26 protein-coding genes are annotated in these 26,107 nt (G+C 57.6%); 14 read left to right on the top strand and 12 right to left on the bottom strand.

What is annotated here, in order from left to right; all coding sequences use genetic code 11:
* Positions 1-9 precede the first annotated feature (9 nt).
* From ribH to ASE98_RS20890, 8 genes are all read left to right on the top strand, one after another.
* Positions 10-486, top strand: coding sequence for a 6,7-dimethyl-8-ribityllumazine synthase (ribH, locus tag ASE98_RS20855; RefSeq protein WP_003228649.1), 477 nt, complete (start codon positions 10-12; stop codon positions 484-486).
* A complete protein-coding gene (gene nusB, locus ASE98_RS20860; protein WP_008053839.1) occupies positions 483-983 on the top strand; it encodes a transcription antitermination factor NusB in 501 nt (166 codons plus the stop codon). The genes ribH and nusB overlap by 4 nt, the downstream gene beginning before the upstream one ends.
* 24 nt (positions 984-1,007) lie before the next feature.
* A complete protein-coding gene (gene thiL / locus ASE98_RS20865; protein ID WP_060543220.1) occupies positions 1,008-1,973 on the top strand; it encodes a thiamine-phosphate kinase in 966 nt (321 codons plus the stop codon).
* Positions 1,970-2,473, top strand: a complete 504-nt coding sequence (locus ASE98_RS20870; protein WP_060543221.1) for a phosphatidylglycerophosphatase A family protein — start codon at positions 1,970-1,972, stop codon at positions 2,471-2,473. The genes thiL and ASE98_RS20870 overlap by 4 nt, the downstream gene beginning before the upstream one ends.
* Before the next feature lie 54 nt (positions 2,474-2,527).
* Complete coding sequence (locus ASE98_RS20875) at positions 2,528-3,265, top strand: substrate-binding periplasmic protein (protein ID WP_060543222.1); 738 nt, start codon at positions 2,528-2,530, stop codon at positions 3,263-3,265.
* 250 nt (positions 3,266-3,515) lie between these two features.
* Positions 3,516-4,133: a GTP cyclohydrolase II gene (gene ribA / locus ASE98_RS20880; RefSeq protein WP_060543223.1), complete on the top strand. Its 618-nt coding sequence runs from the start codon at positions 3,516-3,518 to the stop codon at positions 4,131-4,133.
* Positions 4,130-4,549, top strand: a complete 420-nt coding sequence (locus ASE98_RS20885; protein ID WP_060543224.1) for a hypothetical protein — start codon at positions 4,130-4,132, stop codon at positions 4,547-4,549. The genes ribA and ASE98_RS20885 overlap by 4 nt, the downstream gene beginning before the upstream one ends.
* A complete protein-coding gene (locus ASE98_RS20890; protein ID WP_060543225.1) occupies positions 4,549-5,349 on the top strand; it encodes a cobalamin-binding protein in 801 nt (266 codons plus the stop codon). The genes ASE98_RS20885 and ASE98_RS20890 overlap by 1 nt, the downstream gene beginning before the upstream one ends.
* A 109-nt stretch (positions 5,350-5,458) precedes the next feature.
* Here ASE98_RS20890 and ASE98_RS20895 read toward each other — a convergent pair whose 3' ends face one another.
* From ASE98_RS20895 to ASE98_RS20915, 5 genes are all read right to left on the bottom strand, one after another.
* Entirely contained in the window at positions 5,459-7,342 is a 1,884-nt protein-coding gene (locus ASE98_RS20895) for a TonB-dependent receptor domain-containing protein (protein ID WP_060543226.1), read from the bottom strand.
* A gap of 166 nt (positions 7,343-7,508) precedes the next feature.
* On the bottom strand, positions 7,509-9,407 hold the full coding sequence (gene dxs, locus ASE98_RS20900; protein ID WP_060543227.1) for a 1-deoxy-D-xylulose-5-phosphate synthase: 1,899 nt from the start codon (positions 9,405-9,407) through the stop codon (positions 7,509-7,511).
* Positions 9,408-9,498: 91 nt separating this feature from the next.
* Positions 9,499-10,386, bottom strand: a complete 888-nt coding sequence (gene ispA, locus ASE98_RS20905; protein ID WP_060543228.1) for a (2E,6E)-farnesyl diphosphate synthase — start codon at positions 10,384-10,386, stop codon at positions 9,499-9,501.
* The gene (locus ASE98_RS20910; RefSeq protein WP_007970180.1) at positions 10,383-10,625 is read right to left on the bottom strand and encodes an exodeoxyribonuclease VII small subunit; all 243 of its coding nucleotides are present in this window, start codon (positions 10,623-10,625) and stop codon (positions 10,383-10,385) included. Before ASE98_RS20910 ends, ispA begins: the two co-directional genes overlap by 4 nt.
* Before the next feature lie 96 nt (positions 10,626-10,721).
* Positions 10,722-11,867 carry a Fic family protein gene (locus ASE98_RS20915; protein ID WP_060543229.1) on the bottom strand — a complete coding sequence of 382 codons (1,146 nt, stop codon included), beginning with the start codon at positions 11,865-11,867 and terminating at the stop codon, positions 10,722-10,724.
* Between the two features lie 317 nt (positions 11,868-12,184).
* On the opposite strand from ASE98_RS20915, the gene ASE98_RS20920 reads away from it, so the two are divergent.
* From ASE98_RS20920 to ASE98_RS20935, 4 genes are all read left to right on the top strand, one after another.
* Entirely contained in the window at positions 12,185-14,563 is a 2,379-nt protein-coding gene (locus ASE98_RS20920) for an McrB family protein (protein ID WP_060543230.1), read from the top strand.
* 14 nt (positions 14,564-14,577) lie between these two features.
* Complete coding sequence (locus ASE98_RS20925; RefSeq protein WP_060543231.1) at positions 14,578-15,915, top strand: McrC family protein; 1,338 nt, start codon at positions 14,578-14,580, stop codon at positions 15,913-15,915.
* Positions 15,916-16,306: 391 nt separating this feature from the next.
* Positions 16,307-16,723: a hypothetical protein gene (locus tag ASE98_RS20930; RefSeq protein WP_060543232.1), complete on the top strand. Its 417-nt coding sequence runs from the start codon at positions 16,307-16,309 to the stop codon at positions 16,721-16,723.
* The gene (locus ASE98_RS20935; RefSeq protein WP_060543233.1) at positions 16,723-16,998 is read left to right on the top strand and encodes a hypothetical protein; all 276 of its coding nucleotides are present in this window, start codon (positions 16,723-16,725) and stop codon (positions 16,996-16,998) included. Before ASE98_RS20930 ends, ASE98_RS20935 begins: the two co-directional genes overlap by 1 nt.
* 32 nt (positions 16,999-17,030) lie before the next feature.
* On the opposite strand, the gene ASE98_RS27500 is transcribed toward ASE98_RS20935, so the two are convergent.
* Both ASE98_RS27500 and ASE98_RS20940 read right to left on the bottom strand, forming a co-directional pair.
* Positions 17,031-17,162, bottom strand: a complete 132-nt coding sequence (locus tag ASE98_RS27500) for a hypothetical protein (RefSeq protein WP_269084480.1) — start codon at positions 17,160-17,162, stop codon at positions 17,031-17,033.
* A gap of 288 nt (positions 17,163-17,450) precedes the next feature.
* Positions 17,451-19,349: a hypothetical protein gene (locus ASE98_RS20940; RefSeq protein WP_177336990.1), complete on the bottom strand. Its 1,899-nt coding sequence runs from the start codon at positions 19,347-19,349 to the stop codon at positions 17,451-17,453.
* A gap of 506 nt (positions 19,350-19,855) precedes the next feature.
* Here ASE98_RS20940 and ASE98_RS27335 point away from each other — a divergent pair.
* Positions 19,856-20,080, top strand: a complete 225-nt coding sequence (locus ASE98_RS27335) for a hypothetical protein (RefSeq protein WP_082457602.1) — start codon at positions 19,856-19,858, stop codon at positions 20,078-20,080.
* Positions 20,081-20,195: 115 nt separating this feature from the next.
* A complete protein-coding gene (locus ASE98_RS20945) occupies positions 20,196-20,816 on the top strand; it encodes a recombinase family protein (protein WP_060543235.1) in 621 nt (206 codons plus the stop codon).
* Between the two features lie 307 nt (positions 20,817-21,123).
* Here ASE98_RS20945 and ASE98_RS20950 read toward each other — a convergent pair whose 3' ends face one another.
* The 5 genes from ASE98_RS20950 to ASE98_RS20965 form a co-directional block, all read right to left on the bottom strand.
* Positions 21,124-22,209 carry a hypothetical protein gene (locus ASE98_RS20950; RefSeq protein ID WP_060543236.1) on the bottom strand — a complete coding sequence of 362 codons (1,086 nt, stop codon included), beginning with the start codon at positions 22,207-22,209 and terminating at the stop codon, positions 21,124-21,126.
* Positions 22,193-22,924 (bottom strand): OmpA family protein, encoded by a 732-nt coding sequence (locus ASE98_RS20955; RefSeq protein WP_082457603.1) that lies wholly within the window; start codon positions 22,922-22,924, stop codon positions 22,193-22,195. Before ASE98_RS20955 ends, ASE98_RS20950 begins: the two co-directional genes overlap by 17 nt.
* Entirely contained in the window at positions 22,924-24,567 is a 1,644-nt protein-coding gene (locus ASE98_RS20960; RefSeq protein WP_060543237.1) for a hypothetical protein, read from the bottom strand. Before ASE98_RS20960 ends, ASE98_RS20955 begins: the two co-directional genes overlap by 1 nt.
* Positions 24,564-24,797 carry a hypothetical protein gene (locus tag ASE98_RS26710; protein ID WP_156465536.1) on the bottom strand — a complete coding sequence of 78 codons (234 nt, stop codon included), beginning with the start codon at positions 24,795-24,797 and terminating at the stop codon, positions 24,564-24,566. The genes ASE98_RS20960 and ASE98_RS26710 overlap by 4 nt, the downstream gene beginning before the upstream one ends.
* Positions 24,798-25,339: 542 nt before the next feature.
* Positions 25,340-26,086: a LexA family transcriptional regulator gene (locus ASE98_RS20965; RefSeq protein ID WP_060543238.1), complete on the bottom strand. Its 747-nt coding sequence runs from the start codon at positions 26,084-26,086 to the stop codon at positions 25,340-25,342.
* Between the last annotated feature and the right edge of the window lie 21 nt (positions 26,087-26,107).

Raw genomic sequence — 26,107 nt, forward strand, 5'->3', positions numbered from 1 at the left:
ATCTATCGAATGACCCTGAAGACCATCGAAGGTACCTTCATCGCCCCTAAAGGCCGCTACGCTCTGGTAGTGGGCCGTTTCAACAGTTTCGTCGTTGAAAGCCTGGTCAGCGGTGCAGTTGATGCCCTGGTTCGCCACGGCGTGAGCGAAAGCGACATCACCATCATCCGCGCACCTGGCGCCTTCGAAATCCCGCTGGTTGCGCAGAAAGTCGCTCAGAAAGGCGAGTTCGCAGCAATCATCGCCCTGGGCGCGGTCATTCGTGGCGGTACTCCGCACTTCGAATACGTGGCTGGCGAGTGCACCAAGGGCCTGGCCCAGGTCTCCATGGAGTTCGGCGTTCCGGTCGCTTTCGGCGTCCTGACCGTTGATTCCATCGAGCAAGCCATCGAACGTTCCGGCACCAAGGCCGGTAACAAAGGTGCCGAAGCTGCCCTGTCCGCCCTGGAAATGGTCAGCCTGCTGGCGCAGTTGGAGGCCAAGTGATTAGCGACGAAAGCGATCGTTTCAACCCGCGCGATCCAAAGCCTGCGGACGCCGGCAAGCCATCGAAAAGCGTCAAGCGTCGCGAAGCCCGTCAGCTCGCGACTCAGGCGCTGTACCAATGGCACATGGCCAAGCAGTCGCTGAACGAGATCGAAGCGCAATTCCGGGTCGATAACGATTTCACCGATGTCGATGGAGCCTACTTCCGCGAAATCCTCCACGGGGTTCCGCAGTTCAAGACCGAAATCGACACTGCACTCACGCCTTGCCTGGACTTGACCATCGAAGAGCTGGACCCGGTTGAACTGGCGGTTCTGCGCCTGTCCACCTGGGAACTGCTCAAGCGCGTCGACGTGCCGTACCGCGTTGTGATCAACGAAGGTATCGAACTGGCCAAGGTCTTCGGTTCCACCGACGGTCACAAGTTCGTCAACGGTGTGCTCGACAAGCTGGCCCCGCGTCTGCGTGAAGCTGAAGTGAAGGCGTTCAAGCGCTAACCTGCGCTTGAATCCAGTGTCCTGATGGGCGAGTTTGAGCTGATCCGCAATTTCTTCGCCGCCGCGCCTTGTGCGCAGGGCGGCGAAGGCGTTGCCCTCGGGATCGGCGATGACTGCGCCTTGCTGGCTGTTCCTCCCGGGGAGCAGTTGGCGATTTCCACCGACACCCTCGTGGCCGGTGTGCATTTCGCCGACCCCTGCGATCCGTTTCTGCTCGGTCAGCGCTCACTGGCCGTGGCCGTCAGCGACCTGGCCGCCATGGGCGCCACCCCCGTTGCCTTTACCCTTGCCCTGACCTTGCCGACGGTGACTGCCGATTGGCTGCAAGCCTATGCCCGTGGTTTGGACCTCATGGCGCAAAGCTGCGGCGTGGCACTGGTGGGCGGCGATACCACCCGCGGGCCGTTGAGCCTGACCATGACGGTGTTCGGCCGTGTGCCGGCTGGATTGGCCCTGACCCGCAGCGGCGCGCAACCCGGCGACCTGTTGTGTGTCGGCGGTGAGCTGGGCAATGCCGCTGGCGCCTTGCCGCTGGTGCTCGGCCAGCGCAGCGCTGAAGCGGCCACTGCCGATCCTCTGCTGGCGCATTACTGGTCGCCGCAACCGCAGCTTCACCTGGGGCAAGCCCTGCGTGGCAAGGCCACTTCAGCGCTGGACATCTCCGATGGCCTGCTCGCTGACTGTGGACATATCGCGCTGGCATCGAAGGTTGGCATTGAGGTCGAGCGCGATCGTTTGCCGTTGTCCAGGGCGCTGGTTGCATTCCTTGGCCAAGCGGCTGCCCAAAACGCTGCGCTCAGCGGTGGTGACGATTACGTGCTGGCTTTTACCTTGCCGTCCGTCGAGTTGCCGCTGTTGCTGGCGGATGGCTGGCCGATCCATGTGATCGGGCGAGTGGTGGACGGGCAGGGCGTAACGCTGCTGGATGCCGATGGACAAGACATCACCCCGCAAACCCGGGGTTATCAACATTTTCGGGAGTCACCGTGACAGATCACCCCAAGCAGGTCCCGGCGGAATTCGTACCGCCGTCGGTCTGGCGTAACCCGTGGCATTTTCTGGCGTTCGGCTTCGGCTCGGGCACCTTGCCAAAGGCTCCGGGAACCTGGGGTTCGTTAGTTGCGCTACCCTTTATCCCGTTATGGCAGATGATGCCCGACTGGGCTTACTGGCTGATGCTCGGCATCACCATGCTGTTCGGCTTCTGGCTGTGCGGCAAAGTGGCCGACGATTTGCGCGTGCACGACCACGAAGGCATCGTCTGGGACGAGATGGTCGGGATGTGGATCACCCTGTGGCTGGTGCCGGAAGGTTGGCAATGGCTGCTAGCGGGTTTCCTGATGTTCCGCTTCTTCGATATTCTCAAGCCGTGGCCGATCCGCTGGATCGACCGGCATGTGCATGGTGGCGTTGGGATCATGCTCGATGACGTCCTGGCCGGGGTGTTTGCCTGGTTGGCGATGCAGGGGTTGGTGTGGTTTTTCAACTGACCAGACGGATGGCCAGGGGTTAATCAGGAGAACTGTCAGTCGGGAGAACTAAGGATGGCTCTGCGCGGGATATTGGTACTACTGTTTGCGGTGTTTTGCTCTTTCGCCCGGGCGGGAGACGTCGACACTCCGCCATCGGTGATTCAACTGGCGAGCGAAGAGTGGGAAGACTACACCGCCGCTGATGGTCATGGATTGGCGTGGGACGTGCTGCGACACGTCTTCGAACCGGCAGGCGTGAAGGTGAATATCCGCACCGAGCCCTACTTGCGCTCCGTGGGCCTGGCCGAGCGCGGCGAGGTCGACGCCTGTGTCGGTTCCTACCGTGACGAGTCCAGCGAAGTGCTGTATCCGCGCTGGAATTTCGATACCGATCATATCTACGCCCTGGGGCTCGCCAGCACTCCGGTGCCGACCTTACAAACCCTGGGCAACTACCGGCTGGCCTGGGTCCGCGGCTACGGCTACCAGCACTACCTTCCCAACGTGCGTCGCTATGACGAAGTGATGCGGCGAACCGGCATCGTGTCGATGCTGACCCGCAATCGCGCCGACTTCTACATTGATGCACTGACAGAAGTCGATTACGTCATGAGTCGCGCCAAGGATCCATCGCAGTTACGCCGCAGCCATATTGCGGAATTGCCGCTGTATCTGTGTTTCGCCAAGACCCCCAAGGCTCGAGCCCTGATGGCATTGTTCGACCAGCGCATGGAGCAACTGGTGAAAAACGGCGAGCTCAAGCCCGTCTTCGAGCGCTGGAAACAGCCTTATCCGTTTGACGAGAATTAACACGAATTCTGCCGCTGTGAATTACCCCTGTGGGAGCGGGCTTGCTCGCCAAAGCGGTAGGTCATGCAGCATTGATGTCGATTGATCTGACGCTTTGGCGAGCAAGCCCGCTGCCACAGGGGGTGTGTTGTCAGGGCGAATATCAAACATTTAGATCGTTATGGCCGATAATTCAGCCTAAGCGTCGGCTGGAACCTGCTGTTACAATGCCGGCTTTGCGAACTACAGACTTTAGATCAGGAGCACAACGGTGCCTGTCGTTTTTGTCGCCGCTTCCAAGCTGCCAACGCCTTTTGCGCAATTCACCATGCATGGCTTTCTCGATGAAGCCTCCGGCCGCGAGCACGTCGTGCTGAGCCTGGGTGAGTTCGCCGACGGTGCCCCGGTACTCGGCCGGCTGCACTCCGAATGTCTGACCGGCGACGCCTTGTTCAGCCAGCGTTGCGACTGCGGCTCGCAACTTGAAGCCGCATTGCAGGCCATCGCCCGTGAAGGTCGTGGCGTGTTGCTTTACTTGCGTCAGGAAGGTCGTGGCATTGGCCTGCTGAACAAGATCCGCGCGTATGAATTGCAGGACGGCGGCGCCGATACCGTTGAAGCCAACGAGCGCCTGGGCTTTGCCGCCGATCAGCGCGACTACGCCATGTGCCTGCCGATGCTGGAGCACCTGGGCGTCAAATCCCTGCGCCTGATGACCAACAACCCGCGCAAGGTCAAAGCCTTGACCGACATGGGCATCGTGGTTGCCGAGCGTGTGCCGCTGCATACCGGTCACAACCCGCACAACAAGCTGTATCTGGCGACCAAGGCGAGCAAACTCGACCACATGATGGGCAATGAACATCAGGGTGAGGTAGACCGGGCGTGACCCGCGGTCAGGTCCGGCGGCGACTGTCCGTCAACTGGTGGCAATACCTGGCGCTGGCGTTGTTGCCGCTGTTGGTGATCAACGCGGTGTTTGGTCAGGGTGAGGCGATTCTGCCGGTGCTGGCGATGCCGTTGTTCATCGCCGGCGTAGCCTCGATGTTTGTCAGCCTGAAGTTCTTCGGCGGCTACAAGCACGCGCTAATCGCTACCCAGAAAGCCCTGGACACTCCTGAAGAGCCCGCTGCCTGGGTCAGTCTCGCCGCCAAACGTCGCACGGCCTTCCTGGCCGCCGGGCTGCCCGCCTGGATTGGCGCCCTGGCGGTTTTCGTCGGCCTCGAAGCCGTGCCGCTGATGCTGTTGGCGCTGTCGACCACGGTGCTGTTCTACCTTTACCGTATTCCGCGTCAACTCGGTTGATGCGCGCTGTCTGGCTGGCGGTTTTGCTGCTGGCGGCCAGCGGCCCGGCAGTGGCGGTCGAACGGGTTGTCAGTCTCGCGCCATCGCTCTCGGAGATCGTCGTTGAACTGGGTTCCGCCGACCTCATGGTCGGTGTGCTGGACGCCGGTGAACGACCTGCCGAACTCAAGAGCCTGCCCTCCGTTGGCCGCTACGGCCAGTTGGACATGGAGCGCCTGGTCAGTCTGAAACCCGATCTGTTGCTGTTATGGCCCGGTAGCGTCGGCCCGGCCCAGCGTGACCAGCTCAAACGCTTGAACATCCCGACCTACGTTGCCGAGCCCCATAATCTGCAACAACTCACCGCGCAGATCGAGGCCATCGCTGCCCAGCTCGGTCGGGCTGAGCGTGGAGCTTCGTTGGCCGGCGATTTGCGCCGGCGCCTGGATGAATTGCGTCAGCGCTATCGACGTGACACGCCGTTGCGGGTGTTCTATCAGGTCTGGGATCGTCCGTTGTACACCATTGGCGGCGGACAGATCATCAGCGATGCGCTCGAAGTTTGCGGGGCGCGAAACGTGTTCGGCGACCAGACATTGCCGGCACCGCAGGTCAGCGTGGAAGCCGTGTTACAGCGTAATCCCGAGGTGATCCTGGCCAGCGATCAGGTCCAGCTTGATGCGTGGCAGGCCTGGCCGCAGGTGGCGGCGGTAGCGCAGGGGCAGTTGCGACTGGTGACGGATAAAGGGCTGGAGCGGCCGAGTGGGCAGATGATCGAAGCGACAGCAAAACTCTGCCACTTGATCGCGCCCGAGCGCTGAGACCGAGGCGCCTGCAATCGCGGGCAAGCCCGCTCCCACAGGATCGCGCTAAACCTGTGGGAGCGGGCTTGCCCGCGAAGAGGTCTATGCAGGCGATACAAATTTCAGATCAGATCTCCGGTGTCCAGCTCACCCCGAACATCCACGCCCGACCTTCCTCACGATACCCATACTGATTGCCGTCATGGCTGTACATCGCCCGGCTGTAACCCTTGTCCAGCAGGTTGTCGACCTTGAGCTCCAGCTGGATTTCACGGTTGAGCTCCCAACTGCTTCGTAGCCCCAACAACGCATACCCAGCCAACGACTGCTGGTTGTTCACGTCGTCATAGCTGCTGCTGACCGCCTGCCAACTGGCACCTAGACCGAGGCGATCGAACTGCCGATCCAGATCCAGGCTCAAGGTGCGCCGGGCGCGTCGGGCCAGGGTGTGGCCGGTGTCGCGGTCGCGCGGATCGATGATCGCCACGCCGAGGTTGCTCTGCCAGCCGAACAGTTCCTGCTTCAACGCCGCTTCGAAGCCGTTGATCCGCGCCGAAGCGACGTTCTCCGGGCGCGAGTTACTGCCGAAGATGATCGCGTCTTGCAGGTCTGTGCGGTATAGCGAGGCCTCCAGGCGACTGTTTTCGCTCAACTGGCTGCGCCACTGTAACTCGTAGCTTTTCGAGGTTTCAGGCTTCAGGTCGGGGTTGCTGAAGTCGGGGTAGTACAGGTCATTGAAGGTCGGCGCGCGGAAGCCTTCGCTGAAGGTCAGCAGTACTTCGTTATCCGGGTTCAGCGGCAGGGTAAAGGTGCCGCTCCAGGTATTTTGGCTGCCAAATTGCTGGTTATCATCGTGACGCAGGCCAAGTTCAGTGGAGAAACGGTCGGCCTGATAGCGATGCTGGATAAACGCCGCGCGGTTCCAGCGGCTGTCTTCATCGTACGCCGTACTGCTGTTGACCCGGTCCTCATACCAGTCGCCACCAACCATCAGGCTGTTGCGCTCGGTGAGTGTCAGGTCGTTCTGCCAGTTCAGCGAGTCGCGGTAAGTATTGAATACGGTGCGTTCGTCACTGAGCTTGTCGCGGGTCTTTTCGCGGTTTTCGCTGTGACCGAGTTCGACACGGGTTTTCCAGCGTTCATTGATCCGCGCATCGGCGTAGCTGCTGACGCTACTCACATCGAAATCGCTGTAGGGCTGCTGTTGGACCGACTCGAAAGTGGTCATGTCGAAGCGCCCGAACGGGTTGTCGAATTCGCTCTTGCCGCTGTTGTTCAGCACATTGGCACCGACTTCGAAGTCATCGCTGAGGGCATGACTCAGGCTCAGGCTCAGCGATTTGTTGCGGTACTCGTCGTGGTCGCCATCGCTGGGGTAAGACTCGTGGGTGCGATTGATCCCGGCGGTTTCATCGAGGCTGGCACCGAGATTGAAACGGGTTTTTTCATCGCCGCCGGACAACCCGAGGCTGCGCTCCCAGGTCTGGTTGCTGCCAACGCCCATGTGCAACCGTGGCTGCAGGCCTTGCTCGCCACCGCGTCGGGTGAAGATCTGCACCACCCCGCCAATCGCATCGCTGCCGTAGATCACCGAACGGGAGCCACGCAGCACTTCCACGCGCTCGACCTGTTCGATGTTGAGGTGTTGCAGGTTGCTGTCGCCAGAGGTCGAGCTGCCGATGCGCTGACCGTCCACCAGCACCAGACTCTGGGCCGATTGCGTGCCGCGGATGTAAACCCCCGGCAAACTGCCGCGCCCGCCAGTCTGAGAGACTTGCACGCCCGGTACGCGACGCAACAGGTCGGTGACGCTGTCGGGTTGCAGGCGATCGATGTCCTCGCGGGTGAACACGGTATTGGCAGCGCTGCTGTCGTTGCGCGCTTCGACCTGGCGGTTGGCGCTGATCAACACGTCGGGCAGTTTCAGGGCCTGATCGCGTTCGAAGGAGTCGGCCAGCAGTGGGCCGGCTGGCAGCAAGGTCAGCGTCAGGGCGAGAGGGGAGAGTTTCATGGCAGTCCGTTGGTACTTGGAGCGAGCACATTCTTGAAGGGTTGTACAAAACCAATGTGGGAGCGGGCTTGCTCGCGATGACGGTGTGTCAGTCAATGAAGAGGTGACTGTCAATCCGCTATCGCGGGCAAGCCCGCTCCCACAGGGTTTCGCAAATGTCTGATGTTTAAATGTTCAGCAGTTGCAGGCGCTCGCGAATCGACGCTTCAATGCCTGCTTCATCCAGCCCGCACTCGGCCAGCATCTGCGCAGGCTTGGCGTGTTCGACGTAGATGTCCGGCAAGCCCAAGTGCAACATCGACTTTAGGATGTTCTCGCGGGCGAGGAACTCGCTGACCGCGCCACCGGCACCGCCCATGATCGCGTTCTCTTCGACGGTCACCAACAACTCGTGGCTGCCGGCGATTTCCCGTACCAGGGCTTCATCCAGCGGCTTGACGAAGCGCATGTCGACCACGGTCGCATCGAGCTTCTCGGCGACGTTCAGTGCTTCGGCCAATTGCACGCCGAACACCAGCAGGGCCACTTTGCTGCCTTGGCGGCGCACCACACCCTTGCCGATCTCGATCGGTTCGAGGTCTTTCTCGATGGTGGCGTTCGGGCCGCTGCCGCGCGGGTAACGCACCGCCGCCGGACCGTTATGCAAGTGACCGGTGGTGAGCATTTTGCGCAGTTCGTTTTCGTCGCTCGGGGTCATGATGACCATGCCGGGGATGCAGCGCAGGTACGATAAATCGAAACTGCCGGCATGGGTCGGGCCGTCTTCGCCCACCAGACCGGCACGGTCGATGGCGAACAGTACGTCGAGGTTCTGCACCGCTACGTCATGCACCAACTGGTCGTAGCCACGCTGCAGGAAGGTCGAATAGATCGCCACCACGGGCTTTGCGCCTTCACAGGCCATGCCGGCCGCGAGGGTCACGGCGTGTTGCTCGGCGATCGCCACGTCGAAGTAGCGCTGCGGGTAACGCTCGCTGAAAGCCACCAGGTCCGAGCCTTCCTTCATCGCCGGGGTAATCCCGACCAGGCGCGGGTCGGCCGCCGCCATGTCGCACAGCCATTCGCCGAACACACCGGAATACTTCGGCCCGCTGGCTTTTTTCGGCGCAGCGGCCGGAGCGTCCAGTGGTTCGAGCTTGGTGATGGCGTGGTAACCAATCGGGTCGACTTCCGCCGGGGCGAAGCCTTTGCCCTTCTTGGTGACGATGTGCAGGAACTGCGGGCCTTTCAGATCGCGCATGTTGCGCAGGGTGGCGATCAGGGTCGGCAGGTCGTGGCCATCGATCGGGCCGATGTAGTTCCAGCCCAGCTCTTCGAACAGGGTGCCGGGGACCAGCATGCCTTTGGCGTATTCTTCGGTACGACGGGCGATTTCCCAGGCGCCGGGCAGGCGCGACAGGACCTTCTTGCTGCCCTCGCGCATGCTTGCGTAGGTGCGGCTGGAAAGAATTTTCGCCAGGTAATTCGACAGCCCGCCGACGTTGCGCGAGATCGACATGTCGTTGTCGTTGAGGATCACCAGCATGTTGGCGTTCACTTCCGGCGCATGGTTCAGCGCCTCGAAGGCCATGCCGGCGGTCAACGCGCCATCGCCGATAACGGCAATGGCCTTGCGCTCACTGTTCTGCAGGCGGGCGGCAATGGCCATGCCCAGCGCTGCGCTGATCGAGGTGCTGGAGTGGCCGACGCCGAAGGTGTCGTACTCACTCTCGGAGCGGCGCGGGAAAGCGGCAATGCCGTCCTTCTGGCGCAGGGTGCCCATGCGCTCGCGACGATCGGTGAGGATCTTGTGTGGATAAGCCTGGTGACCCACGTCCCACACCAGCCGGTCATCCGGGGTGTCGAACACGTAATGCAGCGCGATAGTCAGCTCGATAACGCCCAGGCCGGCGCCGAAATGCCCACCGGTCTGGCCGACCGTGTAGAGCAATTCCAGGCGCAACTCATCAGCCAGGGTTTCCAGCTCGGCTTCGCCTAACCGGCGCAACCCGTCCGGCGTGTTGGCACGGTCGAGCAGTGGCGTGGTCGGGCGCTTGCGGGGAATCTCATGAAACGTCGTGGGCATCAGGCGAATCGTTATAGGTATAAAAGATGCGGCAGTTTACCTGATGGATCGCACCCTGCCCACGCATAGGTCTTTTTTGGCGGAAACGCCGTCAGCTGCGCCGGTCGACGATATACCGGGCCAGTTCACGCAATGGCTCGGCCGCCGCGTCAAACGGTCGCAGCGCGTGCAGGGCCTGGTCGCGCAACTCCAGGGCGTAAGCCTTGGCGGCGTCGAGGCCGAGCAGCGACGGGTAAGTCGGCTTGTCCCGGGCAATGTCGGCACCCTGGCGTTTGCCGAGGGTTTCGGTATCGCTTTCGACGTCGAGAATGTCGTCCTGGACCTGAAACGCCAGGCCGATGGCCTGTGCATAAGTCTGCAGCGACGTCAGCTCGTCCTCCTCGGCCAGGCCGCTGGCCAAAGCGCCGAGCTTGACGCTGACCTCGATCAACGCGCCGGTCTTGTGCCGGTGCATGTATTCGAGGGCTTTCTGGTCGAGTTTCAAACCCACCGAACCCAGGTCGATGGCCTGACCGCCGACCATCCCCGCAGGGCCTGCCGCTTGTGCCAGTGCACTGACCATTTGCAGGCGAATCTCGGCGTCTACCGTGCTCAGGCGCGGATCGAGCAGGGCGGTGAACGCCAGGCTCTGCAAGCCATCGCCGGCCAGGATCGCGCAGGCTTCATCGAATTTCTTGTGGGTAGTCGGTTGGCCGCGACGCAGATCGTCGTCGTCCATCGCCGGCAAATCGTCGTGTACCAGCGAATAGGCGTGGATCAACTCCACTGCGCAGGCCGCGCCGTTGGCTTGCTCGGCCTTGCCGCCCAGCGCTTCGCATGCGGCGTAGGCCAGCAGCGGACGTACGCGCTTGCCGCCGTTCATCACGCTATAGCGCATGGCCTCGTACAACCGCGCCAGCTCAGGGCTTGGCGCACTGAACAAAGTCTCCAGGGCAGCATTGACGCGGGCCTGGCTGGTCGCCGAATACGTTGCAATCATTCTGGCTGATCCGCGTCGAAGGGTTCCTCGGCCAACTCGCCATCACGCTCGAGCAGCACCTGAACCTTTTGCTCGGCCTGGGCCAGCGCCGCCTGGCAATCACGGGTCAGACCGATGCCTTGCTCGAAAGCGGCCAGCGAATCCTCCAGCGACAATTCGCCATTCTCCAGACGCTCCACCAGCGTTTGCAGGTCGGCGAGGGACTGTTCGAAATCCAGTGCAGCTTTTTTGCGGGCCATGGCGGCGATTTCCGGTTGACGTTAAACCGGCGCGACACTAGCAGACATGGGGTTTATGGGCAAATGGGCGGGGTGTTTCGGCCGCTGTTTGTGGGCTCAGGTTTCAGCTTCATCGGGGTATCTGATCTGATACCGAGTGCTGCGCCCGCCGCCCGGTAGACGGTGCAGGCATCCTTTATCCAGTAGTTCAGCCAGATGGCGGGTCGCGGTAGCCTTGGATACTTTCGCAACAGTTTGATACTGCGCTGCGCTGATTCCTCCCTCGAACCCACGCTCTCCACCGTCGAGCAAGCGGTTGACTACCTTGGTCTGTTCTGCCGACAGTCCGGATTCCCTGTGAGCCTGCCAGAAGCTCGACTTGGCGAGCACTGATTCGATCCGCGCCATTGCCTGTTGCAAGCTGCGCAGCAAGGTTTGTAGAAACCACTGCAACCATGAGGTGATGTCCAGCGTGGATTTTTGGCTGCCTTCCAGTATTGAGTAATAGCCGGAGCGATCCTCGAGGATGCTCGCGGACATTGCGTAGAAACGGATCGCCTGAGCCTCGCCCTGGGCCAGTGCAAGGTCGGTGATGGTCCGCGTCAGGCGGCCGTTGCCATCATCAAAAGGGTGCAGCGTGACAAACCAGAAATGCGCAATCCCGGCCCGCAGTAATGGATCGAGCCCCGCCTGATTTCGGCTGCTTCCAAACCAGCCGAGGAAGGTGTCGAGTTGGCGTTCAAGGCCATGGCGCGGTGGCGCTTCGAAGTGAACAGTGGGTCTGTCGAGTCGACCGGATACCACTTGCATCGGCTCATCACCACGTAACGCGCCAACACGGATGTTCCGGGCAGCGAGGGCGCTTTCCTGATCCGGAAACAACCATTCGTGCCAGTCGAGTAATCGTTCCAGCGTCAGTGGTTTATCGAAATGTTGCGTGGCGTCGAGCATCAACTGCGCCAAGCCTTCGCTGCGCATGCTGACGTTGTTACCCTCAACCAGTTCCAGCCCCAAACGTCGCGCCAACGAAGAACGAACCGAGCCCACATTCAGTTGCTCGCCTTCAATAGCGGAAGAGGTGACGATGTTCTGCAGCAATGCATCCAGCTCACTTTGCGCGCTGAGTGAACTGCCGACGGAACTGGCCATACCCATCAATCGACCTTGCGCCTGAATGCACTCGCGCAGCAGCGGTGCCAGACACTCGTCGCGCCAGGTGAAATTCGGCCAATCCGGCTGTTGCCAGATCCATTTGGGTGCCATGAGCTCGGACCTCTTGGGGGGTGTGAGCCGATTAGAAATATTATTCGGCTCATGGGGTGAGCCGAATATGGCGCTTATTCGGCTCATCGTCCAGCCATTCTCTCGAATTCATCCGAACATGCAGATACCAGCGATTGTAAAAAAGGAATCAGCGGGGCCGCGTAGGTAGGAGTGGCGGGGGTGGTAGTCATGCTGCGTGCCTACCCGTGAAGGCCCCCCGGGTTCTGGTTGCGCCTTGAGCATGTCATGCCGGACTATGCGCAGAGCAAGGCCTGGCTGGCCAAACACGGAATTGATGTTGAAGGGATCTGAAGACGATGGCGGACTATTTCACGAGCGACCACTTCGAGCTGCTGAACAAGTGGAAGGGACAAAAGCGCGACGAGTCGAACCTCGAGCAGACCCGCGCCTACGATGAACTAAAAAAGGCCTATGAGGTGACGGGGGCGTGGGCTAACGAAGTCAAAGAAATGCTTTTCCCTGTAGGGCGCGTCGAGCTTCGCAAACGACCTACCAACCAAGGTAACAACTTTGCCAGTTACAACTGGGCCAAGATCTATCCCTCGCCCGAAGCGCCAAAGGAGTTGGCCTACACCGTAGGCATTGATGCCAATAACGGCTTCATCGTTAAGATCGATACCGTCGGTCTCGATGAGTCGGGCACAACGCGAACGTCATATCTGGCGTTGCGTGGCAGCCTTGACAACTCACCCTTTGTTGCCACGCTTCCTGCGGCCGACGGGCTGGGGAAATCGCTAGACCAACTCGCTACGTGGAGCGTTGAGGCTATCCGCAACTTCAAGCAGCGATACGATGAGGTAGTCAGCAAGCTGAACCTTGGAAAGGTGCTGAGCGATGAGGATCTGCTCAAGCACTTTGATGGCAAGCCAGCGTTTCAGACTTTCCGCGCCTCATGGTCGCCCCAGGATAAGGCGCTTTTTTGTCGGCTGGCGGGAGCTGTTCACGCCGCCGGTCTAGACTGGTGGCACATGGGAAAAGGTATCCAGGTACGCTTTGGCCGCAAAAATCCCGGCAGTGAGCGGGCGGTCGGTGTTCTCGGCATGATTCGGGGTACCCGCACGCGGAAGATCTCGTGGACGCGAGAGGTCGGCACGATACCCAAGCTCCATCGCGAACCGTTGACGGAGGAAATAATCGCGCAGATCGAGACAGCCCTGTCGGCCGAGCTTGACTCACTGGACGACTGGCTGGTGCTTGAAACGGAGCGGCCGGGACTGTGGCCCGATCAATTGCGGGACGATCCTGTCGATCCTGAAGAAGACTCGGATGAGGAGGAGGCGAACGATACCGATTTCGTGAGGCAGCCCGTCAATCGCATCTATTACGGCCCGCCGGGCACGGGTAAGACCTACGAGTTGTCGAAGCTGCTCAAAAGAGAGTACGAACAAGCAATGACCTCGGTCTCCAATGAGGAGTGGCGCAACCAGTTCATCGCGGAAAAAATCGCGGTGCTGAAGTGGTGGGAGGCTACCGCCGCAGCACTGTATGACCTGGGCGGTAGCGGCAAGGTCAGTGACCTTATGGAACACCCATTTATTCAGGCGGTGATCGCCGCCAACGGCACGAATCAGAGTCTGCGCCAAACACTTTGGCAGACTCTGAATTCCCATGCGGTAGAGGACTCTGCCACGGTCAAACTGAAGAAACGCCGCGCGCTTGGGATATTCGACAAGTCGGCAGAATCGGTCTGGCAATTGGCTGGTGATTGGCGCGAGGCCTGCGAAGACCTTGCCGGCTTGGTCGAAGAGCTGAAGTCTGGGCATCACGACACAGGGGCCGTTCAGCGCTACAGCTTCGTTACCTTCCACCAGTCTTACGGCTATGAAGAGTTCGTCGAGGGGCTTCGGCCGGTTCTTGACGGAGATGCAGAAGGTGGTGAAATTCAATACGAAATCCGTTCTGGCACCTTCAAGGAGCTGTGCCGTCGGGCGCGATCGGCACCAGATCAGCGATTCGCGATGGTGATTGACGAGATCAACCGGGGCAACATCAGTAAAATATTTGGCGAACTGATTACCTTGATCGAAGCCGATAAGCGCGAGGGCGCCGAGAACGCCCTATCGGTGACTCTGCCTTATTCTGGCGAGAGCTTTTCGGTGCCAGGTAATGTCGACATCATCGGTACAATGAACACCGCGGACCGCTCGCTCGCGCTGTTGGACACCGCACTGCGTCGCCGGTTTGAGTTTGTGCCGGTTATGCCGGATGCTCGCGATGAACCGGGCGCACCGCTCGCAGGTCTGCGCGTCACTCTGGGTGAACAGGTGATTGACGTACCTCGAGTGCTCCATGCGATCAATCAACGCATCGCAGCGCTATACGACCGGGACCATTGCATCGGCCACGCCTACTTCACATTGTTGGCCAAGACTCCTGATGGAGACGAACGATTGGTGGCACTTCAACAGGTGTTCAGCACTCGTATCCTGCCCTTGCTCGAAGAGTATTTTTTTGAGGACTGGCAGAAAATCCGTCTGGTACTGGCCGATAACCAGAAGCCAGTGGGCGCGCAATTTGTCGTTGAGGGCCAAGATCTCGAGGATGATCTGGCTCGCTTATTTGGTAATGACCACGGCCTAGATAGCTACACCACCAAGCGCCGCTTCACAGTGCAAGACGCTGCGTTCTCCAATCCAGATGCCTACACGGGCATTTACTTGACCTTGTCGAGCTGAATGGAGGCGCATCAGTGAGCGGTATCACGATTTTTGAGTTCGACACACTGATGGCAGCGTCTTCGAATTTCGCAGGCGCCGAGGGCTTACACGCTGTTCCCGAAAAAGTCTATGCATGGCTTGAGACTCGGTGCCTCCGGGCTTCAGATGACGGTGAAACGGCGTGGCTGCGACTGACTCAGCGACGTGGGCGTCGTGTCGTTCAGGTCACCAGTTTTGTCGGGGTGATTTGCACTCCGGATGGATACCAGATCGAGGTGTTGCCCAAGGTCGGCAAGGCAATAGGGGGCGGTGTCGTGGAGGCGCGTCAGCTTCTTGTCGAGATGCTCTGTTGTCTCCAAGGCTTTCGCCACGTTCAAATCGACAGCGCTAGAATCGCTGCGGCACGTATGCCCTTGCTGGAGGTCTTCATTGCGGAATACCTGCGCTCGGTCGACCACATCGTCAAGCGTGGCCTGCGAAGCGCCTATTCAAGCAGAAAAGATAATCTCTTCGCCCTAAGAGGCAAGCTGCTGATGGCGCCGCATCTACGGCAGAACCTTTTCCGAGCAGACCGCTTCTTCACCCAGCATGACGAGTATTCGACAGACCGGCCGGAGAACCGCGTGCTGCGCGCTGCGTTGCGGCGCGTATTGATGCTGGCTTCATCGCAGGATAGCCAGCAATTAGCCCGAGAATTGGAATTCGTGTTTGCTGACGTCCCGGTGTCAGCGTTGCCCCAGATTGACTTTCAGCGGGTGAGGCTGGATCGAGGAATGGGATACTACGCTGACGCTCTAGCCTGGGCTCGCCTCATCCTCGACGAGAAGTCACCCTTGACGGGCACCGGTGGTCACAGCGCGCCGTCACTTCTGTTTCCGATGGAAGCAGTATTCGAGGCGTTCGTCGCCAAGCACCTATCGAAGCAACTGGCTCGGCCCCTGATCCTGAAAACGCAGGTGCGTAGTCATCACCTGGTTCGCCATCGTGGGCAGAACTGGTTTCGGTTAAAGCCGGATCTGTTGATCCGTGACGACGATTTGGATGTGTTGGTGCTGGATACTAAGTGGAAGCTGTTGGATGGTCTTAAGGTGAATGGAACAGATAAGTATGGCCTTTCGCAAAATGACTTCTACCAGTTGCAGGCCTACGGCCAGAACTACCTGGACGGCCAAGGGGATGTGGTGCTGATTTACCCGAAGACCGCCTCGTTCTACCAGTCTCTGCCTGTGTTCGAGCTCCCTAAAGTGGAGAAGCTACGACTCTGGATTTTGCCGTTTTGCCTGAAGTCACGGCGGCTTGCGATCCCGAACGGAGCGCCGTTTGCCAATGTGTTTACAGATAAAAACCAAGTAGAAGCTGCCGGCGTGTAGTTGCCGACAATTGGCCGATTTCTGCCTGTCACGAGGGGTAGAAGTCGGCCAAAAGCTGTCATCAAGTGTCTACGAAACCCCGGGCGATTCACACATTAAAGGCGCGTGAGGGCTTTCTGGCTGGAAATGGACCAAAGCGCGTAGACCGCCATGCCCGCCGTACTTTAGTGCCATTGAATTGACCGCTTTGCGCGACAGGCCCCGTACTTTAGTGCGGGGTGGGTAGCGCGGACGCCGTTAGGCGCCCCGTTCTCGCGAGCAGTCGATTGGTTGGATATAGTGCCTGCATGATGCCCTTTCCTGCATGGAATGCTCAGAGCACAACCACCGTATCTAGTGTGGCCAGTCATAGGACGAGAGAACCACATGCGTCACACCCCGAGGCAACCACATGCACCAACGCACAATCACCGAACACTTCATCCACATTGGCGCACCGCTCAGGAATCACCGCAACTCATGGGGCGCCCTGCGTGACGATGGCGTCATTTTCCTGCGGGTCTGGATGCACGAGAGCAAGACCATCAATGGCGTGTCGCACTACGCTGTGCTGCGTCGCAAGGTCTACAAGCGCACCAACGGTTACAGCGAGCGAGAGGCGCACCTTGACCTGATCGCCCAAGGCGCACCCTGCTATCTCGTCAACTGCAGGGCAAAGGATCAGCACGCCGATGACATGGAGATAAGGTCGCACGAAGGCGCCTACGTCTGGCCGACTGGCAAGATCGTTGAGCATGAAGGGGATCTGTACATCGAGTCGTTCGACCGGATCAACGTCAAAGACGTGCTACCCAAGACGGTGGCGTAATGGGCGCTCTCACGTTCGACAACAACGAAACCGGCTTCCTAGATTGGATGGCCGCTAATCCCGCCGGATTCGTCGCCAACCGCGACAGACGCGGCACGTCCAAGTACTACCCTATGGCGCACAGGGCGAGCTGCAAGGCCCTGCACACCCGCGACAACTACACCACAAACGACTACTACAAAGTTTGCGCCTACACCGTGGCCGACCTTGCGCAATGGGCTGCGACTGACAGCCACCGCAAGCTGCGCCACTGCGAACTCTGCCGTCCAGAATGAGGCATGGATATAGTGTCGACACCCATTTGACACTATCGACGCCATTCGATCTCGAAGGTGCCGTGCAGATCCAATTCCAGCACCTGGGCGATCACCACGAAGCCGGCATCGATCTCCACTTCGAACCCGTCGATCACCAAGACGAAGCCGCCGTAGACCACCAAGACGTCACCGTCAGTTCCATGTCGAAGGTGCCGAGCAAACCCAACTCCAGCACTTGGACGATCACGACGAAGGCGCTGTCAGCTCCACCTCGACGTCACTGTCATGTCGATCTACTTCAGAAATTGCAGGGGCGTCGCCCCGGACTTTCCCCTTCTAATCCCTTTGCAACCCACTGATTTATGAAGCGTTATGCGCGCTGGTAAGTTTTTTCAACGCGCCCTGTCATGCCCACTGTTACCGATCTAATACCTACCCGTTCCACGCACCGCCCGCAGCAGCGCGCGTTTTTACACAAGATCGTTCGAACCACTGCCCATTATCTCTCGTACCAAATCCTCAGTGTCGCCTGCAAATGACTCGGGGCTATCGCGACCTTCCAAGATATAGTCAGGAATTGGTTTCGGCATCGGAACAGCCTCTTTCGAAAGTCGCTTTAATGTGTCTTCGACTTTAGCTTTTAGCTTCACATAACCAACGGTGCCGGCGTAGCCTATTAACTCGTTGAGCATCGCCCTGTGCATTGTGATAACGAACTGCCGCTTGTGTTTCTGGCGAATGAGATTAAAAAACTCGTCAGTACCTGATTGCCCATGGTCCAGATCGGCTCTATATGCTCCGGGATCTTCCATCACGATTCGCTGTCGGTATAAAACCAACATTCGGCTGTAGTCTCTTGCTATGGCGATCAAATCGTCCTCGGCCGGAGGGTTCTTATCTCCAAGCCACGCAAGATTTAAACGACCAGGCATGAAGACCTGAAAGTCGATACCGGACAGGAATGACATCGCGTGCGCCACCATTGCTTGTTGTTCAGGTCGAGGAAAGCACCCTTTTGCGAGGGCAAGCCGCTGATCTGCGGAAAAGAGTTGCAGATAATTTTCACCGAGATTTAGAGCAATAAACTCATACAGGTGCTCTGGTCCCAGTTCGATTTCGACCTCTAGAACCCCAACATTGAGCAAGCCGGACTCATCGTTTTTTTTCACAAATGGGTTGAGATTAAATTCGGTGTAAAGGGCTGCACGGCAGGGTGACGTTGCCAGCGCTGCCAGCAGTTCGTTCACTGAGTTCTTTTCATGATGGCCCAATGCGGCTTCTACGAATTCACCAAGCACTCGCTTAAACATCAACGAACTAAGCCCTGCGGTATGTACAATTGCCATCCGAAGGAATCGGATCATGGCATCCATTGCTCTTCGGGTACCGTGCTCCAGATCGCAGTGAGTCAGCACCTGGATGCACTCAGCGACATTTTCAGAAATTTGCGCTGCGTTAAACACCGCGTCATTACGCTTAATGTCCTCGATGAAATTTCTATAAATGCCTGCCTGCGCTCCGTACGGGTCTTTGCAGCAGACAAAGTCGCCTAAATAAGCTTCGACGTGTTGAAGCTGTTCGGGCGTTATCGAGGGCGCTATGGCAATAAGTGATCTTTCTCGGACATGACGCCATTCGTCTATACATACGGCCGTGTCGCGCCTCGGCCTGTCCAATATAAAGGCCGGAGTGAGCTTCATTAACTCCTGCAGGCTGAAGCAGTTTTCGGGGAATACCGGACCCCAAGCTTCCGCGTATCGCTCGCAAAAGAGAGTTGAAGCGGCTATGTTGAAATTGATCGAATGGGCGTGTGAGTAGGGCTTGCCGTTGTTCCCAGTTGCTGGTTGCTCCCAGGCTGGAAAGGCCGATTGAATCTGATTCCCTCGAACCTGTATTCGGACTTTCAAAGACTTGAGAGGGGTATCTATCAACGCATAGCCGAAAAGGACTCCAGCCGGCTGTTCCTTCGTCGGATGGGTGGAGTCCTCTCGGTCCAGATTATCGAAAGCCTCTGTCAAAACCTGGATGATGTCTTCTTCTGAGTATCCTACCGGGTACAGCGTTTTCCAAAGATACCCTGACTTGTAATGGGAGTCCGGCATCATGGTGATGCTGGCGGCGTCGCCTGTGAACATCTTCCGAGGAATCTTCAGAGTGATGACGCCATTCTGTAGCTCGCGCGCGTAAAACCAATCGTCGTGGCGATCAACGTCGTACCCCAGCAGATGTGCTACACGGGGATGTTGTTTGGAAAACACTTCCCACCCTTCCCATGTGTGGAGCCCTCCAGAAAGGACGACTTCACTCGAGCGCACCCCGTTTTCGTTGATCGGGCGCACTGCTGTGTCGCCAGCGAGGATATGCTTCATAGCTTTTTCAGATAGCTGGTACTTTCCATGCTCTCCGAACTGAATCGGATATGTCCTGGACATTTCTGGCCTTAACGTGAGAGTTATGAATTCGCATACTACGGCGACTGCGGTTCTTAAGCTTCTTCGATTTCTGGAATTGAAAGGGATGCGAGGTTTCTCGCTCTCCCCGACGAGACACTTTGCCGGCAGCTACCCATGATGACCTGCTGCAATCGGCCTGAACCGGCCTTACGCGGATTCGCCGCTTCCGGCCATAGGAACTTCGAGCGCGAGTAAGGGCGACTATTAAAATTAATCTAGAAGGGAAGCCCGCGACCGGTTTTGGCCGTTCACCGCCAGTCATGTTTGCCAATGGCGGGTTAAATCCCGTGCAGATACTCGGTTAGGCAGAATGCAAATGGGTAGCGAGTTAGTGTAATTGCTCAAGCTTCTGCGGATCTGGAGAAGTGACTCGAGCCAGCGGCGAGTTCAGCTAATCTTCGCGCACCATTTAGTCAAGGACGATACCCAGGTCAGATAACTCTCAAGCCAACATAGCCACAGCAGACGCACTCACGCTGCTCCTGCATAACCAGCACGCAATATGTGCGGCCATCGAGGAGGTAATCAAGTGGCTTTCTGATAATGGAGTGGAAAGCGTTGGCGCTAACGCAATTGTGGCCATGGAAACGCTGGACCGGAATGCTCAAGACATAACAGGCGCAATCATGCGACTACGGCAGTTATAAATATGCCTTAGCTGCTACGCGCACATTCAAATTTATTTGCCCTTTCCGCTTGATAAGTGACACTCATAGTGCAACAGTATTGGTAGAGCACCCTAACTGATACGGAAGGCACATCATGTTCATCCGAGCATATCTCCGAGCATCCACTGAAGAACAAGACGCCGGCCGCGCCCAAGCCTCGCTTGACCAGTTCGCCAGCGAACATAACAAGGTCATCGCGAGCGTGTATTTGGAGAATACTAGCGGCGCCTCCGCAGACCGGCCCGAGTTGCTGCGTCTGCTCAAAGATGCGCGCAAGGGTGACGTGCTGCTGGTGGAGTCGATAGACCGACTTTCCCGCTTGCCGGTGGAGGACTGGCAGAAGCTCAAGGCCACGATTGATTCCAAGGGCCTGCGCATCGTCGCGCTCGATCTGCCGACCAGTCACCAGGGAATGCAGGACACGAAGGGCGACGAGTTCACAGGGCGGATGCTGGGCGCTATCAACTCGATGCTAGTGGAAATGATGGCCGCCATTGCGCGCAAGGATTACGAGCAACGCCGCGAGCGTCAGGCCCAGGGTATCGAAAAGGCGAAAGCTGCCGGTAAGTATCAGGGCCGGCCGATTGATGAAGACCTGCACAAGCGCGTTACGGAACTGCTCGGTGCAGGCCTTGGCATCCGCGCGACAGCCAGGCACGCCAACTGCTCAACCACCACAGTCCTCAGGATCAGGGACTTGGCCAGCGCTTGTTAGCACCTATGAAAAAACTTTACGGCCATCTGTCGCCACCTAAATGCCAGCACTGCGCTGGCATCTCCGATCTGAGTTGGCGATATTACACACCCCCGATGGAGTCGCTCCCCACGAGCGAATCACTCACAATTTCCCAGCGAGACGATAAGACACCCTCGCAGTCGGGAATCCGCGTACCACCGCACCGGAGTGCCTAAACACGCTTGGCGTGTAACTGTATTGCACTCAGCGTCTGCAGCCGCTGCCATTATCTATTTCCTTTACCTCTGCACGTCATGATAAAAAATCCAACCATCACGGCAACAGTTCAATATTTATCAATAAACTCAACCGGATTTAGTACAGCCCAACCCTCAATGGCAGGGGCGTCGGCAACATACATCGCTATACGATGATCGGGCCACGCAGCTGCGACCTCTGCGACCACCAGTTCCTGGGCATTCATGACTTCGTAACCAATCACGGGAACCCCAAAACCTTTGTGTCGACCGTGCATAAGCCCGCCATGCACTGCAAGATCGGCTAGTGCTATAGCCTGCTTCCAGTCGTCAGCAACGATGCTCTGCTCACGACGCAAACGATTAAGTATCTGCATGTTTTGAGTCGAGATAAACATGTGGTCGTGCAGCGGCTGTTTACGGTGACAGTCAGCACAGAGGGGGCGAAGGTTTACGGTGCTGTTGTCCTGTTTTACGCCGTTGACGTGGTGAACGTGCAGTAAATGACGATGCTCTGTGAGGCTCACAGCACATGCCTCGCAAGTGAATCCACAACGCCGCCTCACATCCGCAGAAATTTCAGCCCAGTCCTTGGTGTAATCATTCCCGAGAGCACGCTGCGTCAAGCTGCGCGGTAGGTGGCGAAAGCTCGTACTGTAAGTTTCAAAGAATTTGCCAATCTCAAAACCATTCCAGATAGTCGAGCGTGCGCTCTCATGGCAGTAATTCTGGTAATTGAGCTTTTCTAGGCAGTTCTTACATACAAGCAGACGAGAATCCAGTTCCTCACGGACACCTCGGCTGCTCTTGCCACTAATGGGGAAAATCCCGCTCAGATTATTAGTCACCACGTAGCGTTCAAATCGACCTTTGCTGCGCATGTCGTTCAGCGTTTTGCAGTCCGCCACATGGAAACGCTTACCTTTATCTGGAGAAAGCTGCACTACGTCAACTGGGGAGAACTGGTCAGGGATGTACAGTAACACCTGACGCCCATCGACACTCAGCAGCCCATTAATGACATTTAAATCGTCGAGCCGAACCTCGCGCCCCTCCAACAGCGCGATATCGATAGGGTCAAGCTGTGCGGCGGCCGTCCAATCGAAATCAACCGTCTCCGCATTTAGCCGCTTGACCTGAGCCCACAGCCCGGAAAAATCAACGTTGATTTCCATCGAGTCTCTCAATGATTGTGCGGATCTGCAGCTCGGAATTAGTGAACACCCGAAAGTTAACGCGTCGGGAGCGTGCGGCGTCTTCAGCGGTGCTACTTGCATCCACAAGTCGCCTTGACGAGGAGTAGCCCACTGCCGCAAAGCTCGAACGAACCCAGTCCCTATCTGCTCCGGATGTCAACTTCGATAGTACGTACTGCAGCACTGAGCGCGTCCGATCCTGTGACAGCGCCATGTTCGGAAAATAGGCTTCATCGCCATGCAGCGTTCCCCAATCACTGCTGGTATGCCCTTCGATACGTATCTCATCAATCGCCCCCCTGTAGCGGGAAAGCACAGCCACATAACGTGGAAAGAAGTCGGAGAGCATTGCTTGGAACTGTGTACTTAGCTCCGGTGAGCCTGAGCGAAACAGTACCTCGGGGTTGTTGAAGGTCACTTGCAGAGTATTGCGATCTATCGACGCATTCCAACGTGGGAGGTCACTCTTAAACTCATTGTTCAGGTCGTTGTAAATTGCTACCTGCGTGTCCTTATAGGCGACCGCGATCTCCTTGATGTTTTCTCGTTCGACCTGCACGTAGTACATGTAGGCAACAGCGATGAACAAGAACATCATCATTAGTCCGGACATAAGATCGGAAATACCAATCCAGTGCTCGGCATCGTCCTTTTTCGAGTGCCGACTGCGGAACAAATTATCCAGAGAGCTCATTACGAACGCGTCCTGCTAACAAGTTCTGCATGATCATCAGCAATCCTGCGAGAGATAGTGGCCAGGGCCGATCCCATTTCCCTGAAGACTTTCTCTAACTCACGCCCGATGGCTTGATCCATAGCATTAAGCTGCGCCTGCAGGGATGCGTTCGCCCGCTCGGTGGCCTCTCTGACCTGAGCTTCCACGGACCCCATAGTGCGGTTAGCAGAGCCTTGAATTAGGGACTCAGTTTGGCTGAGGTTGCCTTCTACGGTTGAACGCAACGTATTCAGCGCGGCATCAACTGTCGATGTAAGGCTGTCTTGAATCTTACCGGTCGCTTGTTTAAATGTTTCCGTCAATGAGCCAGACGCCTGCTCGATCGCCAGCCCCATTTGCTGCTCCAGGGACTTCGAATTATTCAGCATGCTTTCTAGGGTGCCGCGTACAGAGGAGCCGAACTCCTGCGCCGCATCCTTCATATTCTCGTTGATCTGTTCCGTCTGGCTGCTGATCACATGCGAGGCCTCGGTCAAGGCTGTATTGGTGAGATCAACTGAGCGCCCGAACTCCATTGAGCCCTCGTGCATGGTAGATATGACGCCCTGCATGCCATCTGAGAGCGCCTTAGAGAGAGTATCCATATGCTGTTGCAGTTCTGGCACCGCGCTTGTGGCTTTATCGCGCATAGCAATGAACACATCCAGATGCCGTTGCAGCTCCTGAATTTGGTGCTGATTGACCTGCAGAACTGGCTCTAGCTGGCCGATAGCAGTTGGAATGCTCTGGCAGTGATTATCAATTGAGCCAATGGATTGTTCAGAGGTCGTTAACGAACGACTGATAGCCTCATTAGCTGTAGCAGTACGTTCAAGCTCACGGACAGCCGTTTCGATACGTGCCTCCAGCACTTCTACATGCTGCTTGTACTGCTCCTGCCAGTCGACCATCTTACCGACAGACTCATTAAGTGCCTTGAAGTTGTCGCCAAACTGCTCCACCAAGTGCTTATTGAAGTCCTGAATCACCTGTCGAAGTGCATTGATCACCGTCTCTGTGGCAGATTGCGCCAGCATCTCGCTAAACAGAGCCAAGTGTTTAAAAAGCTTGTCCTGAAACTCGTGCTGTCCACGATCCAAGCCATTCCGGAAGTCGCCCATATCTGACCGTAATAACTTGAGTTGCCCCGCTACCGAGCCTTCCTCACTGCCCGCTAGGGAGTGATTAAGCGCCTCTAACAGCTTTTCCTGCCGGCTCATCACGCCGTAGATATGCTCAGGTGTAACTGAGTCAGGCTGCTCTGTCTTCCCGCGCGCGGGCTCAAACCACCAAGCATCCAAAGCCTTCAGCACAATTGACAGCGTCATGCCGACCAGGCTTGTGATAAATGCGGTCTTCAGACCATCGAGGAGGTCCTCAATGCTGCTTTTGATGTCGTGTGCATTGAAGTCCAGCAAACCGATAACGATACCTATGAAGGTACCCAAAATACCCAGCGATACCAGTACCGCGGGCGCATGCTCGACAAAAAAGCCGTGCTTGCCAGTTTTGCCTTGAATGATTGCCATGGCAAAGATTGCCAACATTACCCAGATGAACAACTCAGTCATCGTCCCCGCTGAGGCGGATCTCAGTGCACCCTCAAGGTATTGGCTAATCATTTGCAAGCTCCAGAATCAGGCACGGAAGAAAATCCAGGGGAAGATGTCGCGCTCTCGGAAAAAGCCCAGGCTATATGGTAGTCGGCTTCTCGGTTGGCGAGCGTGACAGGGGCGGTGTAGCGAATAGTACGGTCAGTCGAATTCGATTTTAGTAAGCCGATCCGTTGCATCAGCGGTTTTAACAAGGGAAGCGTGCCCTGGACCTGCGCAATGAGGGGGGTGATATCCATTTCCTGACCTTCAGTCCTGAGTTAACGAATATTACCGAAAGTAAGCGTAAGTTGTTGGCGCTGATTGAACGCTGACCCAAGCATGCAACGAACCTCGTACCGGGTATGGGCGTGAGCCATGAGATGATACAGATCGTTGGTGTCACAGAAATCGAGTCGATGGGGCTGCGGCTAACCAAGCGTTTGGGTGTGGGTCAAAGTGTGGGTCAAGGACGGTGCTTTTTATCCGGGCCGCATTCTACGTGGATTTCAGGCATTAAAAAGCCGGCTTGTGGCCGGCTTCTCGGGGACTGGCTTGGTTTATTTTTGGTAAACCGCGCCAGCCTTCAAAACGTACACCCGGATCTTGCGTCCGGCTGTGGGACCTGGCGAGAAAGTCATCTGCCGGTCGATGCGATCTGAGCCGCGTTGGGGCGGGTCGATGCGCAAATGTGGGGCGCAGCATACTGATTTTTTTGGGGAATTCCCAGTCTGGTGTGTCGGGTGGGGCGATTTTGCTGGTGTGCGGCCGCAGGTTTCGTCTGCGGCGGCGGGTTGTGCATTTACAGGAAGGGCACTTGTGGCCGCCGTTTATGCAAGGTCGACCACCAGAACACCCAGCCCAATATCCTGATGTTCTGTTCTTCAATCTGTGCCGCCCTGAAGATCTCATCCGGGTACTCGGCGCGGTTATGGCTGCGCAATCGCAGCGCGTTTCCGGGTATTCGATGCAGGTACTTGATGCGCAGCATGCCGTCATGTTCGATGGCGTAGATTTCGCCATCGATAATCTGGGTCAGTCCGCGGTCGATTGCCAAGGTGGAGCCGTCTTCAATTTTCTCGGCCATGCTGTTGCCGATCATCTGCGCGCAGATGGCGTCGATGTGTTTGACTTCCAGGGAGTCGAGGTGGCTGCGGGGCAGGCGGATGGAGTGATCACGATCTTCGATGACGTGGGTTTTGTTGGAACCGGGGGCGGTGACGGCTTCTTTATAGAAAGGCAATTCGACGTCGGTGGGTTCGACGACCGTGTAGACGCCTCGAATGGTCTGGGCGTCGAAGGTATTGCCGCTGTCGTCGAGCAGGCGCAGGTGCCGGGCGTCCTTGGGGCCTTCGCCGGTTTTCAGCCAAGCACTGTTGACGGACAGTTTTCTGGCGACTTCTTCCATGCAGTGGGCGGGCACGCCGCGGGTGTACCAGTTATGTACATTTTGCGGTGCCGTGTCCAGGAAGTCGGCAAATCCTGTGGTCGTGATGTTCGCTGCTTCAAGTAGCTCTTTAAAGCGAGGGCCGCTGGTGTTCTTTTTCATAAACACGAGTCTACTGGCGCC

It is taken from the genome of Pseudomonas sp. Leaf48, from assembly GCF_001421885.1.
In the GTDB taxonomy this organism is placed as follows: Bacteria; Pseudomonadota; Gammaproteobacteria; order Pseudomonadales; family Pseudomonadaceae; genus Aquipseudomonas.